Origin of the sequence: Thioalkalivibrio sp. ALD1 (assembly GCF_000381245.1) — a bacterium.
Classification (GTDB): domain Bacteria; phylum Pseudomonadota; class Gammaproteobacteria; order Ectothiorhodospirales; family Ectothiorhodospiraceae; genus Thioalkalivibrio.
On record NZ_KB906246.1, the window covers coordinates 36576 to 53196 of the forward strand.

The 16621-nt window shown below is 64.9% G+C and carries 13 protein-coding genes and 1 tRNA gene; 9 read left to right on the top strand and 5 right to left on the bottom strand.

The window, feature by feature from the left end:
- Positions 1-34: 34 nt before the first annotated feature.
- The 3 genes from F623_RS0110735 to F623_RS0110745 form a co-directional block, all read right to left on the bottom strand.
- Entirely contained in the window at positions 35-1471 is a 1437-nt protein-coding gene (locus F623_RS0110735; RefSeq protein ID WP_018868546.1) for a toll/interleukin-1 receptor domain-containing protein, read from the bottom strand.
- Positions 1472-1720: 249 nt separating this feature from the next.
- A complete protein-coding gene (locus F623_RS0110740) occupies positions 1721-2959 on the bottom strand; it encodes a ribonucleotide-diphosphate reductase subunit beta (RefSeq protein WP_018868547.1) in 1239 nt (412 codons plus the stop codon).
- Between the two features lie 109 nt (positions 2960-3068).
- The gene (locus F623_RS0110745) at positions 3069-5963 is read right to left on the bottom strand and encodes a ribonucleoside-diphosphate reductase subunit alpha (protein ID WP_018868548.1); all 2895 of its coding nucleotides are present in this window, start codon (positions 5961-5963) and stop codon (positions 3069-3071) included.
- 439 nt (positions 5964-6402) lie between these two features.
- Here F623_RS0110745 and trxB point away from each other — a divergent pair, with 439 nt between their 5' ends.
- The 6 genes from trxB (at position 6403) to F623_RS0110780 (ending at position 13333) form a co-directional block, all read left to right on the top strand.
- A complete protein-coding gene (gene trxB / locus F623_RS0110750; protein ID WP_018861580.1) occupies positions 6403-7518 on the top strand; it encodes a thioredoxin-disulfide reductase in 1116 nt (371 codons plus the stop codon).
- 3 nt (positions 7519-7521) lie between these two features.
- Entirely contained in the window at positions 7522-8742 is a 1221-nt protein-coding gene (locus F623_RS0110755) for a GNAT family N-acetyltransferase (protein ID WP_018868549.1), read from the top strand.
- Between the two features lie 324 nt (positions 8743-9066).
- On the top strand, positions 9067-9822 hold the full coding sequence (aat, locus tag F623_RS0110765; RefSeq protein WP_018861583.1) for a leucyl/phenylalanyl-tRNA--protein transferase: 756 nt from the start codon (positions 9067-9069) through the stop codon (positions 9820-9822).
- Positions 9823-10017: 195 nt separating this feature from the next.
- Positions 10018-10692, top strand: a complete 675-nt coding sequence (locus F623_RS0110770) for a hypothetical protein (protein ID WP_018861584.1) — start codon at positions 10018-10020, stop codon at positions 10690-10692.
- Between the two features lie 146 nt (positions 10693-10838).
- On the top strand, positions 10839-11339 hold the full coding sequence (gene gloA, locus F623_RS0110775) for a lactoylglutathione lyase (protein WP_018861585.1): 501 nt from the start codon (positions 10839-10841) through the stop codon (positions 11337-11339).
- A 110-nt stretch (positions 11340-11449) separates the two neighbouring features.
- Positions 11450-13333, top strand: coding sequence for a DEAD/DEAH box helicase (locus F623_RS0110780; RefSeq protein ID WP_018868551.1), 1884 nt, complete (start codon positions 11450-11452; stop codon positions 13331-13333).
- 50 nt (positions 13334-13383) lie between these two features.
- Here the strand turns inward: F623_RS0110780 and F623_RS0110785 are convergent, their stop codons facing one another.
- Complete coding sequence (locus F623_RS0110785; protein ID WP_018861587.1) at positions 13384-14145, bottom strand: TIGR01458 family HAD-type hydrolase; 762 nt, start codon at positions 14143-14145, stop codon at positions 13384-13386.
- Between the two features lie 113 nt (positions 14146-14258).
- The gene (locus F623_RS0110790; protein ID WP_018861588.1) at positions 14259-14879 is read right to left on the bottom strand and encodes a methyltransferase domain-containing protein; all 621 of its coding nucleotides are present in this window, start codon (positions 14877-14879) and stop codon (positions 14259-14261) included.
- Positions 14880-14958: 79 nt separating this feature from the next.
- Here F623_RS0110790 and F623_RS0110795 point away from each other — a divergent pair, with 79 nt between their 5' ends.
- The 3 genes from F623_RS0110795 (at position 14959) to F623_RS0110805 (ending at position 16549) form a co-directional block, all read left to right on the top strand.
- The gene (locus tag F623_RS0110795; RefSeq protein ID WP_026278674.1) at positions 14959-15666 is read left to right on the top strand and encodes an MBL fold metallo-hydrolase; all 708 of its coding nucleotides are present in this window, start codon (positions 14959-14961) and stop codon (positions 15664-15666) included.
- A gap of 64 nt (positions 15667-15730) precedes the next feature.
- Positions 15731-15807, top strand: a tRNA-Arg gene (locus tag F623_RS0110800).
- A 295-nt stretch (positions 15808-16102) separates the two neighbouring features.
- Entirely contained in the window at positions 16103-16549 is a 447-nt protein-coding gene (locus tag F623_RS0110805) for a hypothetical protein (protein ID WP_155984203.1), read from the top strand.
- The last annotated feature ends 72 nt before the right edge of the window (positions 16550-16621 follow it).

A 16621-nucleotide genomic window follows, 5' to 3' on the forward strand; every position in this document is an offset into this window, starting at 1 on the left:
CCGTTCCATGAAATCATGGGTGTCCTCTTCTTCGTTATGGACGTGTACATAATTCCTTATATCCCAGCAAAACTACCGGCGAAAACCCCTCGAATTCCCAGCGTGGTAGCCGCCGTGATCGATCAGCGTAACTTTGGAGCAATGGCTCGAGGTCTTTTGGTTTATCAATTAGCAACAAATGTTTTATCTTTTCAAAATACGCCCTCGACCGAGCTCTGGCAAACATTTCAAATGGACCATGAGGTCGATGGCAGTATAGGAGTGTTTCTGGCCACCACATCGAAAAGTCCTCTTCGGCCTCTATCTCGGCGCGCATAAACGCAATAAAGTCCGCCTGCATCAATTCTCGGAACTCTATACCCACACCAGTACAGCGCTCGCGCAATACATCCGCTCGAAGAGAAAGCCGTCTTAGGTCCAAGCGCTTATTTCTATGCTCCAATGAGCGCATATACTCTCTTAGCGCGACAAATCCCCTCATGGCATTGTGGCCATATTCCATGTTTCCGGGCAAATAGTATTGTTGTCCTAATAGAATATCCGCCACCTCGAAACGTTCATTTCGTAGCAAACAAGCTAGGGCATAAAGAAATAGCTCATGCACGACGAATCGAAAATTATCAAAATCCCAGTCGTTCCACTGGTTTACATCCTTCGGCCGATGCATGTACGGAATCAATTCTTCAAATAGCTTATGGATTCTACGCACGTACTCTTCATCAGCGCCATATTGTGCAATGGTTGAGAAAACCTGGATCGCTTCATTTCGATACGGCAAAAAGTCTTCGACACTCTTAATCACAGCATCATCGAATTCCCCTTCTACGCCTTTTAGCCGAAAGCGGTCGAGATTATGAGCAAGAATATTGCAATACTCGTCAAATGAACCCTTTGCATATGACTTTTGGTTCTTAATGGCGTCAATGCAACGCCTATAGGCTGCGGTCGTGCCAAGCGACACATGGTCACCACTTTCTAAGAATGATGGCGTGGTGCCTATCTCTGGCTTCACATAAAGTGGCTTATCAAAAACCCAACGTAGCAGTTTTTCGAAATTTTCCGAGTATCGATCATCCTCGCTAAGATCAATGTATATCCTGGACCGATAGTACGCGGGAAGGTACGCTTTTCCTGCTTCATCTTTCTCGCAAACAACCGCAACAAACTTTTCTTGTGACTGCTGCTCGTAAATTTCTTTTGAGATTATCTGAGTTTCTGTCCCAACTCCACCGGACCTTCCATCCGCTTTGGCGGAATATTCCTGATCACAAATAAGTACGACCTTTCCGATGTCAGGGTCATTCACCATCTGTTCCATAAATACGATTGCATCGTGCCCCTCCTTCAAGTCCCACTTATCGAGAATCACATCAACGCCGCTTTCTCTCAGCTCTGTGGCCAGTTGCAACACCCATTGCTCATGCTCTGTGCTCGACCAGCTGTACGAGATAAAGAGTTTCGGCGAGGTCATCGTTGCTCCTTCCTTGTATGACAGTAGATTAGACGGAATCTGTCATATTGGTGATATCTGGTGTCGAAAGACATCGCTCAGTATCTGACCAGCGAGGGGCAGAAGTCGTCGGCTCGGGGGCTTGCGGTACGCAGGCCGCTGAACCTAGCGTAAGCCTCCACAAAAAAGGGCGCCGTCTTCCGGCGCCCTCTTCTGTTGCTGCGTGACCATTTCCCTGGTTCCGCTTCGTTAGGGCTGGGCTTCCCAGCCTCAATCCCAGCTCAAAGCCCCACCCGTCTGATACTCCGTAACCCGCGTCTCAAAGAAGTTCTTCTCCTTCTTCAGATCGAGCACCTCGCTCATCCACGGGAACGGGTTGTCGGCCCCCGGGTACAGCTCGGCCAGGCCGATCTGGGCGCAGCGGCGGTTGGCGATGAAGTGCAGGTATTCCTCGAACATCTGCGCGTTCATGCCGAGCACCCCGCGGGGCATGGTGTCGCGGGCGTACTGCGCCTCCAGCTCCACCGCATCGCTGATCAGGGTGCGCATCTCGTTCTTGAAGTCTTCAGTCCACAGGTGCGGGTTTTCGAGCTTGATCTGGTTGATCACGTCGATGCCGAAGTTCATGTGCATGGACTCGTCGCGCAGGATGTACTGGAACTGCTCGGCGACACCGGTCATCTTGTTGCGCCGGCCCATGGAGAGGATCTGCACGAAGCCGACGTAGAAGAAGATCCCTTCGAACACAACGTAGAAGGCGATCAGCTCGCGCAGCAGCTTCTGGTCCGCCTCCGGGGTGCCGGTGCGGAAGTTCGGGTCTGCCAGGTGCTTGGTGAACGGCAGCGCCCACTCCGCCTTGGTGGCCACGGAGGGCACCTCGCGGTACATGTTGAAGATCTCGCCCTCGTCCAGGCCCAGGGACTCCACGCAGTACTGGTAGGCGTGGGTGTGCAGCGCCTCCTCGAAGGCCTGGCGCAGCAGGTACTGGCGGCACTCGGGGTTGGTGATGTGGCGGTACACGGCCAGCACCAGGTTGTTCGCCACCAGCGAGTCGGCGGTGGAGAAGAAACCCAGGTTGCGCTTGACGATGGTGCGCTCGTCCTCGGTCAGCCCATTCGGGTCCTTCCACAGGGCGATGTCCGCGTTCATGTTGATTTCCTGCGGCATCCAGTGGTTGGCGCAGCCGTCCAGGTACTTCTGCCAGGCCCACTTGTACTTGAAGGGCACGAGCTGGTTGAGGTCCGCGTGGCAGTTGATGATCTTCTTGTCATCGACGCGGATGCGCTCGGCACCCATCTCGATGTCTTCCAGACCGGTGCCGGTCAGGGCGTCTTCGTTCGGCTCGGCCAGCGGCTGGCCGGCGTTTTCCGGCTCCGGCGAGACGCTGGGCGCGGCGCCGGCGGTGCTCATCAGGGCTTCGTTCTCCTGAAAGCCCATGCCGGGGCGGACGGCGGGTTCTTTCTGGCCTTTGCCTTTGATGGCTGCGATCGGATCGTCCCAGGAAAGCATAGTGTCCCCTCTTCTTTTCGGTGGCGGCCCGGCGCGGTGGCCGGGCCTTTGGTTCAGTGCGTTGTGATCAGTGCGTGCTGCGTATTCGGTGCCCGTGGGCGAGGCCGCCTTACTGGCAGGCCTCGCAATCCGGGTCGAGGATCGAGCACGCCTTGGGTGCTTCCGGCTCGGCCGCCTGCTGGCCGCCGGAGACGGCGTTCAGCTTGTTGGCGCGCGAGGAGTCGGCCACGGTGCTCTTTTCCACGTGGGTGGCGCCCATGGAGCGCAGGTAGTAGGTCGTCTTCAGCCCGCGGATCCAGGCCAGCTTGTACAGGGCGTCCAGCTTGGGCCCGGAGGGCTCGGCCATGTAGAGGTTCAGGCTCTGCGCCTGGTCGATCCACTTCTGCCGGCGCGAGGCGGCCTCGACCAGCCAGCGGGTGTCCAGCTCGAACGCGGTGGCGTACAGGGCCTTGATGTCCTCCGGCACGCGGTCCAGCGGCTGCACGGAGCCGTCGTAGTACTTGAGGTCGTTGACCATCACCTCGTCCCACAGCTCGCGGTCTTTCAGGTCGCGCACCAGGTACGGGTTGATCACGGTGAACTCGCCGGACAGGTTCGATTTGACGAACAGGTTCTGGTAGGTCGGCTCGATCGACTGGCTGACCCCGCAGATGTTGGAGATGGTCGCGGTCGGCGCGATCGCCATGGTGTTGGAGTTGCGCATGCCGACCTTCTTCACCCGCTTGCGCAGCTTGTCCCACTCCAGGCGCTGGGTGGTGTCCATCTGCAGGTAGTCGCCGCGGGTCTCGGCCAGCTTGTCGATGGAGTCGATCGGCAGGATGCCCTGGCTCCACAGGCTGCCGGGGAAGCTCTCGTAGCGCCCGCGTTCCTCGGCCAGGTCGGTCGAGGCCTTGATGGCGTAGTAGGACACCGCCTCCATGGAGGTATCGGCAAACTCCACCGCCGCCTCGGAGGCATACGGCACGCGCAGCTTGTACAGCGCGTCCTGGAAGCCCATGACCCCCAGCCCCACCGGGCGGTGGCGCAGGTTGGAGCGCCGCGCCTGCGGCACGGAGTAGTAGTTGTAGTCGATCACGTTGTCGAGCATGCGCATGGCGGTGTTCACCGTCTGCTCGAGCTTGGCGTGATCCAGCTCGCCCGACTCGTTCACATGCGCGGCCAAGTTGATCGAGCCCAGGTTGCACACCGCGATCTCGTCATCCGAGGTGTTCAGGGTGATCTCGGTGCACAGGTTGGAGCTGTGGACCACGCCGGTGTGTTGCTGCGGGCTGCGCAGGTTGCACGGGTCCTTGAAGGTCATCCACGGATGGCCAGTCTCGAACAGCATGCCGAGCATCTTCCGCCACAGGTCCACGGCCTTCATGGTCTTGTGCACGCGCAGCTCGCCGCGCGCGGCCTTCTCTTCGTATTCGCAGTAGCGCTTCTCGAACTCGGCGCCGACCAGGTCGTGCAGGTCCGGGGTCTCGTTCGGGGAGAACAGGGTCCAATCGCCGTCCTCGGCCGCGCGCTTCATGAACAGGTCCGGGATCCAGTTGGCGCTGTTCATGTCGTGGGTGCGGCGGCGGTCGTCGCCGGTGTTCTTGCGCAGCTCGATGAACTCCTCGACATCGATGTGCCAGGTCTCGAGGTAGGCGCACACGGCGCCCTTGCGCTTGCCACCCTGGTTCACCGCCACGGCGGTGTCGTTGGCCACCTTCAGGAACGGGACCACGCCCTGCGACTTGCCGTTGGTGCCCTTGATGTGGGCACCCATGCCGCGCACGCGGGTCCAGTCGTTGCCCAGGCCGCCGGCAAACTTGGACAGCAGCGCGTTGTCGCGGATCGCGCTGTAGATGCCGTCCAGGTCGTCCGGGACGCTGGTCAGGTAGCAGCTGGAGAGCTGCGGGCGCAGGGTGCCGGAGTTGAACAGCGTCGGCGTGGAGCTCATGAAGTCGAACGAGCTCAGCAGGTTGTAGAACTCGATCGCGCGCGCCTCGCGGTCGATCTCGTTGATCGCCAGGCCCATCGCCACACGCATGAAGAACGCCTGCGGCAGCTCGAAGCGGGTGCCATCGCTATGGATGAAGTAGCGGTCGTACAGGGTCTGCAGGCCGAGGTAAGTGAACTGCAGGTCGCGCTCGGGCTTGATCGCCGCGCCCAGCTTGTCGAGGTCGTAGCGGGTCAGCTCGCTGTCGACCAGCTCCAGATCGGCGGCGCGGCGGATGTAGGCGCCGAAATACTCGGCGTAGCGCTCGGCCAGCTGCGCCTGGGTGGCCTCTTCCGGGCGGCCGTGCACGAAGCTCAGGGCCTCGCGGCGCAGCGAGTCCAGCAGCAGGCGCGCGGTGACCTCGGAGTAGTTCGGCTCCTGCTCGATCATCACGCGGGCCGCCATCACCAGCGCGGTGGCCACGTCCTTCTCGGCGACGCCGTCGAACAGGTTGCGGCGCGCCTCGGTCAGGATCTTCTGGCCATCGACGTGCTCGATGCCGGAACAGGCCTCGTCCACCACCGCCTGCAGGCGGGCCTCGTCCAGCGGTGCCTGGGTGCCGTCGGCGCGGGTCACGTTCAGGGTCGGGGCGACTTCCTGCTCGTCCACGCCCTGCTCGGCGGCCTCGGCGGCGCGCTTTTGCGCCTGCTGTTCGCGGTAGATCACGTAGGCCCGCGCGACCTTGTGGTGGCCGCCGCGCATCAGGGCCAGTTCCACCTGGTCCTGGATATCCTCGATATGCACCGTCATGCCCTGGGTGCCGGCACGGCGGAACAGGCTGTCCACCACCTGGCCGGCGACCTCCCTGGAGATCTCGTGGATGCGACGGCTGGCCGCAGCACTGCCGCCCTCCACCGCAAGGAAGGCCTTGGTCACCGCGACCTCGATCTTCGAGGCGTCGAAGCCGGTGACCTTGCCGTTGCGGCGGATCACCTGGTGCTGGCCCGGGCTGGTCGCCAGGACCTCGGCCGATGGCTCGGCTTGCGGCGGGTACTGGATGCCCTCTTGGGCTTCGGCGGTCGGGGTGTCGCTGTACATGGTGGCGGCCTCACGCGTAACTGTGGGTAGTGGACGTGAAGTACTATAGATCGGGGATCGGTAAGTGCCTAGACACAATATATTGTGCCTTCTGTTCGAATAACCGGCGCACAAGCCGTGGGCAAACTGTGGATAAAAACGCCGATTCCGCGTCCCGCCGCCATTCCCGGCCAGTTCGGCCCACGGTGGATAAATCGGCGCTGTTGTGATTGAGCGGACCGAGCATTAGCAAAGCCGAACATGAAAATGTTTTATGGTCCGCGATTACCGAATCGGTATCCGCCAACCGCATCCATCCGATGGACCCTCGCGCGCGGTGTCGGTGTTGGACAAACCCCCGCCGGGTACCAATAATCCCCGCCTTATCGAACCCGTCTTGCGCGCCGTCGGTCCGACCGCCGGTGCCAGCCGTATTCATCGAATTGACAGGGAGTACCGCATGAGCGACGCCAAGGACCCATCCGACAAGAAGAGCAAGAAGGCCGAGAAAAAGGCCGGGCCCAAGGCCGCCGTCGCCACCGGGTCTGTCCAGGCGGCGACTGGCGCCGTCTCGCTCTCCGGAGGCGGCGAGACCGAGCCCAAGGGCAAGAAAGGCGGCGACGACAAGAAACCGCGCCACTGCCCCTTGCTGATCCTGGGCTCCGGCCCCGCCGGCTGGACCGCAGCCGTCTACGCCGCGCGCGCCAACCTGAACCCGGTGGTGATCACGGGCCTGGAGCAAGGCGGCCAACTGATGACCACCACCGACGTGGACAACTGGCCGGGCGACAATGAGGGAGTGCAGGGCCCTGAACTCATGGAGCGCATGAAAAAACATGCAGAACGCTTTGATACGGAAGTGATCTTTGATCACATCCATACGGTGCATCTGAAAGACAAGCCCTATCGCCTGGTCGGCGATTCCGGCGAGTACACCTGTGATGCACTGATCATCTGCACCGGAGCGTCCGCCCAGTATCTGGGCCTGGACTCCGAACAGGCATTCATGGGCAAGGGCGTGTCCGCCTGCGCGACCTGCGACGGCTTCTTCTACCGCAACCAGAAGGTCGCGGTGATCGGCGGCGGCAATACCGCCGTTGAGGAAGCGCTGTACCTGTCCAACATCGCCTCCGAGGTCACCCTGGTGCACCGCCGCGATGCCCTGCGTGCGGAGAAGATCCTGCAGGACAAGCTGTTCGAGAAAGAAAAGAACGGCAACGTCACCATCGAATGGAACCACACCCTGGACGAGGTCCTGGGCGACGACTCCGGCGTGACCGGCATGCGCATCAAGCACGCGCAAAGCGGCGAGACGAAGGACATCGAGCTGATGGGCGTGTTCATCGCGATCGGCCACAAGCCGAACACCGACATCTTCCAGGGCCAGCTGGACATGGAGGGTGGCTACATCCAGGTGCAAAGCGGGCTGAAAGGCAACGCCACCGCAACCTCCGTACCGGGCGTGTTCGCCGCCGGCGACGTGATGGATCATGTCTACCGCCAGGCGGTCACCTCCGCCGGCACCGGCTGCATGGCCGCACTGGACGCGGAGAAGTACCTCGAAGAGAACGGCTGAGTCGTGAGCGCCGAGGGCGATACCCGGACGGCCCCGCCGGAAGACCCGGCCGAGCGCATCGAACTGCGTGACGGCCTGGCCGACGTGGACCAGCCCGCCTGGGACGCCCTGACCGGCGGCACCGAGCCGTTCCTGCGCCATGCCTTCCTGGAGGGCCTGGAGCGCCACGGCTGCCTGGGGCGGCAGTTCGGCTGGTTCCCGCAGCACGTGCTGATCTTCCGTGACGGGACGCTGATCGCGGCCGCGCCCGCCTACGCCAAGACCAACAACTACGGCGAGTTCGTGTTCGATTTCGCCTGGGAGAGCGCGTGGAGCCGCCACGGGCTCAACTACTACCCCAAGCTGGTCGTCTCCGTGCCCTACACGCCGGCCACCGGGCCGCGCCTGCTGGTGCACCCGGAGGCGCCGGACTTCGATCACCTGCGCACCCTGCTGGTGCGCGCCCTGGCCACCCGTGGGCGCGAGCTGAACGCCTCGGGCGTGAACATCCTGTTCCCCAACCAGGATGATCTGGACGTGACCCGCGAACTGGGCTTGGCCGAGCGCATGGGCTGCCAGTACCACTGGACGAACGCCGACTACGGAAGCTTCGACGATTTCCTGGCCGCGCTCAGCTCGAAAAAGCGCAAGAACATCAAGCGCGAACGCCGCCGCGTTGCCGAGACCGGCATCGAGTTCCGCACGCTGACCGGGGCCACCGGATCGCCCGAGGACTGGGCGCGCTTCCACCGCTTCTACGTCGACACCTTCGAGAAGCACATGGGCATCCCGACCCTGTCGGAGGCCTTTTTTGTGGAGACGGCGGCGACACTGGGCGACCAGGTGGTGCTGTTCGAGGCAAGGCGCCCAGGCAAGGTGGGCGACGACGAGACCATCGCCGCGGCCCTTTGCTATCGCAGCCACGACACCCTGTACGGGCGCTTCTGGGGCTGCACCGAGGAGATGGCCGACCTGCACTTCGAGACCTGCTACTACCAGGGCATCGAGTTCTGCATCCGCGAAGGCCTGGCCCGCTTCGAACCCGGCGCCCAGGGCGAGCACAAAATCCCGCGCGGGTTCCTGCCCACGCCCACCTACTCCGCCCACATGATCCTGACCGAGGGCTTCGACCAGCCCGTGCGCGACTTCTGCGAACGCGAGGCCCAGCTGATGCGCACCCAGTGCGAACGCCTGCACGAACACTCGCCCTACCGGCAAGTCCAACCCAACGATGATCACCCCTGAGCCACCCCCTGTAGGAGGCCAGCCCTCTGGCCGATGGGGCCGATCCCCACGCCCAATCGCGCAGAGGGCTGCGCTCCTACAAGGCCCCGCACGCCCGACCCAACCTGTAGGAGGCCAGCCCCCTGGCCGATGGGACCCATCCCCACGCCCAATCGCGCAGTGGGCTGCGCTCCTACAAGGCCCCGCACGCCCGACCCAACCTGTAGGAGGCCAGCCCTCTGGCCGATGGGGCCCATCCCCACGCCCAATCGCGCAGAGGGCTACGCTCCTACGGCCGACCCAACCTGTAGGAGGCCAGCCCTCTGGCCGATGGAGCGCCACCCCATGACCTCCGGCCCGCAGATCACCCTGCCCTGGCTGGACCCGGAACACCCGGAGGCGCCGTTCCCGGACCCGGCACATGCCCTTCCCGAACCAAACGGCCTGCTCGCGGCCGGCGGCGATCTCTCCGTGCCGCGGCTGCTGAATGCCTATCGCTCGGGCGTGTTCCCCTGGTTCGAGGCCGGGCAGCCGATCCTGTGGTGGAGCCCGGATCCGCGCGCGGTGCTGGAGCCGGGCCACTTCCGGATGCACCGCAGTCTGAAAAAAGCGATCCGCAATCGCGGCTATACCGTCAGCTTCGATCGCGCGTTCGAGGCGGTGATCCAGGGCTGCGCCGGGCCGCGCGAGTACGCCGAAGGCACCTGGATCACCGCGAGCATGCAGCAGGCCTACATCGCCATGCACCGCACGGGGCACGCGCATTCGGTGGAGGTCTGGGACGGCCCGCGCCTGATCGGCGGGCTCTATGGCGTGGCCGTGGGACGGCTGTTCTGCGGCGAATCAATGTTCTCGCGCGAGCGCGACGCCTCCAAGATCGCGCTGGCCTGGCTGTGCCGCCACCTCGTCTCCTGGGACTGGCCCCTGGTGGACGTGCAGATGGAGACCGAGCACCTGCGCAACCTCGGCGCGATCACCCTGCCCCGACGCGAGTTCATCGCACGCATCCACGAGATCGCGCACGCGCCCGAGGCACCCGGACCCTGGCGGGTCGATCCCGCCCTGAGCCCGCTCGACCCCGACTGGAACACCGCCCCGTAGTACAAGCGTCGCAAGTACTCCTTGTGGGAGCGGGCTTGCCTGCGAATGGCCCTTGCCAATGTCCGACGCGGGCAGGCGCTTCGCGGGCAAGCCCGCTCCCACAACCTCTGTCACAAGGCCCCCACCACCCGCCCTTTGCACCGGCCGAGGGTGCTTTATACTCCCGGCCACTGGGGAACCGAGCGGGAGATTCGGGTGGGCAAGGCATATCAGGGGGAATGGCGGGCCATGGCGCTCAATGGGCTGCGCGCGGGCCTGCTGGTGGCGCTGGCCGCGATCACGGCGGGCTGTGCAACGCTGGCGCCATCGCCGCCGTCGGACCAGAGCAATATCTGCGAGATCTTCCGCGAGCAGCCGCGCTGGTACGACTACGCCCGCGACTCCGAACGCGAATGGGGCACGCCCATCGCCACCCAGATGTCGTTCATCCAGCAGGAGTCCTCGTTCCGTAGCCACGTGCGCCCGGATCGCGAGCGGTTGCTCGGGATCATCCCGTGGCGCCGGCCGTCCTCCGCCTATGGCTATGCCCAAGCGCAGGACCCGGTCTGGGGCGAATACCGCGAGGATGCCGGCAGCATGATGGCGCGGCGCACGCACATGAAGCACGCGACCGACTTTATCGGCTGGTACAACGCGCGCACGCAGCGGATCACCGGCGTCTCGCTGGACAACCCCGAACACCTGTATCTGGCCTACCACGAGGGCCAGGGCGGCTATAACCGCGGCAGTTACCGGAGCAAGCCGCAGGTCCAGGCGGCCGCGCGTCAGGTCGCACAGCGGGCCAGCCGCTACGAGTCCCAGCTGCAAAGCTGCGAGTCCGAGTTCCGCTGCCGCCGCTTCTACCAGTTCGGGCCGTTCTGCCGGCAGTAGCCGACCCGTCTCGGATCATCCTCCCTTATCGCGAAGTACGCAGTGACGAGGGATCGAACGCGGCGTGACGGCGGTATTTGTGGGAACCTCGCAGCCTGTGTTCCAGTCTTCCGGGACAGGCCCTTTAGCCGAGACAAGGACGCACCATGAGCGACAACCCCACTGCAGGCTTTCGCTTGAACCACACCATGCTGCGCGTGAAGGACCCGCAGAAGGCGCTGGAGTTCTACCAGCGCGTGTTCGGCATGCAGCTGGTCAAGACGCTGGACTTCCCGGACTTCGAGTTCACGCTCTACTTCCTGGCGCAGCTCGGAGAGGACGAGCCGCACCCGCCCAAGGACGGCGGCGAGGCCACCCGCTGGATGTTCAGCCAGCGCGGCATCCTGGAGCTGACCTACAACTACGGCACGGAGAAGGACGCCGACTTCCACTACCACGACGGCAACGAGGAACCGCAGGGCTTTGGCCACATCTGTTTCTCGGTGCCCGACCTGGATGCGGCCGTGCGCTGGCTCGACGAGAACAACGTCGAGTTTGTGAAGCGTCCGGACGAGGGCGGGCTGAAGGACATCGCCTTCGTAAAGGACGTGGACGGCTACTGGATCGAGATCCTCGAACCCGCCCGGCTCACCGGCCTGGGGCATTGAAAGATCTCGACTGCCCCCTATGCACAGCCGCATTTCGTGTATGATGCGCGCTGAGTAGCTTCATCCGATTTTCGCCGGGCCTTTGTTCCGGCCCGCCCGAGTACCTCCAGATGTCCGAATCCCCCTCCTTCGCCGAACTCGGCCTGTCCGAGTCGTTGGCCCGTGCCCTGTTGCAACTGGGCTTTACCACCCCGACCCCGGTCCAGGCCGCGTGTATCCCGGCCCTGCTGGCCGGCGACGACGTGCTGGGCGAGGCCCAGACCGGCACCGGCAAGACCGGCGCCTTCGGCCTGCCGCTGATCGACTCGATCGATCCCGCGCAGCGTCGCGTGCAGGCGCTGATCCTCGCGCCGACCCGCGAGCTGGCCGGCCAGGTCGCCACCGCCCTGGAGGGCTTCGCGGCCAGTATCGACGGGCTCGAGATCCTGCCGGTCTACGGCGGCCAGCCGATGGGCGTGCAGATCCGCGCCCTGCGCGATGGTGCGCAGGTCGTGGTCGGAACGCCCGGCCGCGTGGTCGACCACATCAAGCGCGGCACCCTGACGCTGGATGCGCTGCGCATGGTGGTACTGGACGAGGCCGACGAGATGCTGCGCATGGGCTTTGTCGAGGAGATCGAGTGGATCCTCGAACAGACCCCGGCCGAACGCCAGACCACGCTGTTCTCCGCGACCATGCCGGCGCCGATTCGTCGCATCGCGCACCGCCACATGCGCGAGCCGCAGGAGATCCGCATTGGCGCTGGCAACGAGGCCGGCACCGACATCGACCAGAGCTATTGCCTGGTCGACCAGCGCCACAAGACCGAGGCCCTGTGCCGGATGATCGAGGTGGAACCGGAACTGGACGCGGCGATCGTGTTCGCCCGCACCAAGGCCGCCACCGCCGAGATCGCCGAGGCCCTGAATGCCCAGGGCGTGCAGGCCTCCCCGCTCAATGGCGACATGGAACAGGGCGAGCGCGAGCGCGTGGTGTCCGATCTGCGCGATGGCCGCCTGGACGTGATCGTGGCCACCGACGTCGCCGCCCGCGGCATCGATGTCCCGCGCATCACCCATGTCTTCAACTACGACGCCCCGGGCGATGCCGAGGTCTACGTGCACCGCATCGGGCGTACCGGCCGTGCCGGTCGCAAGGGCCGCGCGATCCTGTTCCTGGAGCCGCGCAAGCGGCGCATGCTGCGCGATATCGAACGCCTGACCGGCAAGCCCGTGCGCGAGCAGAAGGTCCCGGATCGCGCTGCAGTGATCGCCCGCCGCGAGGAGCGCCTGGCCGAGCGTCTGCAGGCCGAGCTGGCCGGCGAAGCGTCGCCGCAGCTTGACGCCCTCCTGGATCGGCTGCTGGCCAACGGCCAGATGGGCGAACGCGATCTCGCCCGCGCCCTGCTCGCCCTGGCGACCCAGGGCACGCCGCTGGATGGCACGCCCAATGCCCACGATCCCGTAACGGCGGCCGCCAGCCGCCCCGAACGCGACAGCCATCGTGCGGATCGCAACCGTGACCGCGCCCCCCGCCCCAGCCGTGGCAAGGACCGCGGGCCGGAAGCGGACATGGTGCGCTACTACATGCCGGTCGGGCGTAACCACGGCATCGCCCCCGGCGCGATTGTCGGGGCCCTGGCCAACGAGGGTGGCCTGAACGGCCGCGACATCGGCCGGATCGGCCTGCAGGACGACCACAGCCATGTGGACCTGCCGGCCGCGCTGGACGAGGCCGTGGTGCGCCGCCTGGGCAATATCCATGTCGCCAACCGTCGCCTGGAGATGGGTCGCTCCGTCCCGACCCGCGACTCGCGTGCGACCGAGCGCCAGGCCCCGGCCGCGCGCAAGCCCCACGGCCCGGGCAAGCCGGCCGCCAAGCGGCGTGGCCCGGCCCCGGCCAACGGCAAGCGCCCGGCCTATGCGGCCGCCGGAAAGCCGCGCAAGGCGCCGGGCCGCAAGGCCGCCGCCAGCCGCGGTGACGGCACGCTGTCGGTCAAACGCCGCTCGGCCTGATCCCCGCCAGGACCCGCGCGCCGGCCGTTGATGACCGGCGTGCGATAACCTCAACTCAGTAGCATATCCACGATGTCGGCCAGGCAGTCCGCCAGGCCGGCACCGGGGTGTTGTGCCCGCTGTTCGTCGCCGTCCTGATACTTGCCGGTGCGCACCAGACAGGCCGCCAGACCCGCGGCGCGCGCGCCGTCCACATCCCCCGACACATCGTCGCCCACCATCAGCACCTGCTCCGGTGGCAGATCCAGATCCGCAATCGCCGCATGGAACAGCCGGGCATCCGGCTTGCCGAAGTTCTCGGCCTCCACATCGGCCGCATACTCCAGTGCGCGTACGAACGGGCCGATATCCAGCGACAGGCCATCCGCCTCGCGAAAATAGCGGTTGGTCCCCATCACCCACAGCGGTGCGCCCTCCATCAGCACGCGAAACGCACGGTTGAGCACGGTGTAGTCGAACGCGGCGCCCATATCCCCCAACACGACCACGTCCGGCTCGCCCGTGGGCACGCCCTCGAATTCGGGTTCCAGCGCCGGGTGTACCAGCAGCAGCGGGGTGCGTGACTCGGACTCAAGCCGCTCGCGGATGGCGGAGGGGGCCGTCGTCAGCTGCGCGGGCTCGAACGCGAAGCCGAGGCCGGCCAGCTTGTCGATGATGGCTGCACGCGGCTCGCGTGTTGTGTTGGTGATCAGGCGGATCGGGAGCCCGGCGGCCTGTACCCGCCGCACGGCCTCGATGGCGCCAGGGAGGGCCTCGTCGCCCACGTACAGCACACCGGAAAGGTCCAGCAACAGTGCGCGGACCTGCTCCATTCTCTCCGGCGTAGAGTTAAGCATGGGTATCCCCCTTGCCGCGGTACGTCACGCGGTATCCGGCCGGAATCCGTGTGCCCCGGCCCGGGGCACGGGTGTGCCCTTCACCCGATTCAACGCCGAATCAGGCGATGAAGCAACTCGAACTTGCCGTTGGTGTGCTCGGTCCGCCCGGCGTCATTGCGCCACTCCCAGCGGCTGTCCGGGAACAGCGCACGCATGTCGGCCATCTCGCAGTGAAACGGCGGCCCGCCCTCGCGCCCGGTCTGCATGAAGCACGCGAACAGCTCGCCGCCCGGGCGCAGCCAGGCATGCAGCTGCCGCTCGTAGGCCGCCCACTGCTCGGGCGGGATCGCGCACAGGGAGGTCTGCTCGTAGACCCCATCCACCGGCGTCTCCGGCTGCCATGCCAGCATATCGGCCTGGACGACCTCCGCCGAAAGTCCCTCCCGCTCCAGCTGTTCGCGCAGATGGCGCACCGGTGTGGGGGCCACATCCAGACCAATCGGGTAATACCCGAGGCGCGCCAGGGCCGGGACCTCGTGCCCGAAGCCGCAGCCCGGCACCACGATCCGCGCGCCTTTCGCCAGGTCGGTGATCGCCAGCCAGGCCTCCAGCGACGGGCTGGGGCCACCGCGATCCCAGCGTGTGGAGCCCTCCTGATAGCGGGACTCCCAGTCGGCCTCCGCATCCAGGACGGCGTTAACGGCGGACGACTCTTCGGAATTTTGCATCTCTCTCCTTCCCTGCGGACGATGGAACCTCTCGAGTAGTAGAGCCTACCAAGATGGAAACAACTCAATGGAGATGCCGATGGACCGCAACGACCTGCCCTACCGCATCCACCGCCAGGAACTCGGGCCGATGGAGAACTTCGTCTACCTGATCGAGGACATGGCCAGCCGCCGCGCGGCAGTGGTGGACCCGGCCTGGGAGCCGGACGCGATCCTCAGCCAGGCGCGCGAGAAAGACGTGACCATCTCCGACATCCTGCTGACGCACAGCCACCACGACCACATCAACGGCGTCGAGGCGATCCTGGAACAGTACCCCAATGCCCGGCTGCATATCCTCAAGCCCGAGGCCGAGTTCTGGGGAAAAGAGCTGGAGCGCCCGGAACTCCACCACGGCGGCGACACGATGAACCTCGGCGACACCGAGATCCGCCTCCTGCACACGCCCGGCCACACCCCCGGCTCCGCCTGCTTCCATATGCCGGCCGGCGACGACCTGATTACCGGTGACACGCTGTTCGTGTTCGGCTGCGGCCGCTGCGACCTCTCCGGGGGCGACCCGGAGCAGATGTTCCATACGCTGAACGGGCTGCGCGAGGGGCTCCCGGCGCATACCTGCATCCACCCGGGGCACAACTACGCGGAGAAAGTCGAATCGACCCTCGCCGAACAGGACCAAGGCAACCCGTTCCTGCACTTCCACGACAAGGACGAATTCGTCCACTACCGCATGCACGAACACGACCGGGTGCGCTCCACGCCCTACCACCCCATCCCACGCGGCTGAGGCAATGCCTCATGGCGCTTGCATCCCTCGGGACCAATCGCGATAATGCGCGCCTTCAGTCGATGCGCCCGTAGCTCAGCTGGATAGAGTACCTGGCTACGAACCAGGTGGTCGGAGGTTCGAATCCTTCCGGGCGCGCCATATTCCCGAGAGAGGGCATCCAGATCCGGGTGCCCTTTTTCATTGTAGAAAGCCCCAAAGGATTCGAACCTCCGATAAACACGTCGGTTCGATCCCGAGCGCAGCGAGGAACGTGTCGGCCACCGGCCGACACCCGGAAGGGCCAGGCGCGCAGCGCCGCCGCTATCCTTCCGGGCGCGCCATATTCCTGAGAAAGGGCACCCATGTCGGGCTGCCCTTTTTCGTTTGTCCGATCTCAAAGGATTCGAGCCTCCGGACAGACACGTTGGTTCGATCGACCCAGAAATCACCTCTCATGTATCCACTCACCAGCCCCGTTCCCGACGCCTCCCCCGGCCTCCGTCCCTGCTGGATGGATGCGCTGATCACCCCACAGGCCTCCACCCGCCTGCGGCACGTCGCCCTCGGCCTGGTGCTGGCGATCGCCCTGATGGCCGCGGAGTTTGAAGCCGCGGCGGCCGGGTGGATTCTTCTCGGCCTGCTGGGTTCGGTGGCGGTGCTGGCCCTGTCGGTCGATCCGCGCTGGCTGTACCGCATGGCCTATCCGGGCGTGGTCGTGCTGGCGGTTGCCGTCGCCGTACCCACCGCCTATGCCGCCTACATCCTGGCCCTTTCAGGGGCCGTCGCACCCGCGATCGTGTTCGCGCTGGTCGCCCTGGCCGCCACACTGCTGGGCCCCGAGGAAGGCAGCCGCTGGCTGGAGCGACGCAGCCGCGAAGAGGACCGCCTGCGCCGCGGTTGAACGACCGCCACTCACCGGCAAGGCGTCCTCGCCTACTCCTCCCTTGCACGACAGCTGGCCACTTGCGACCTA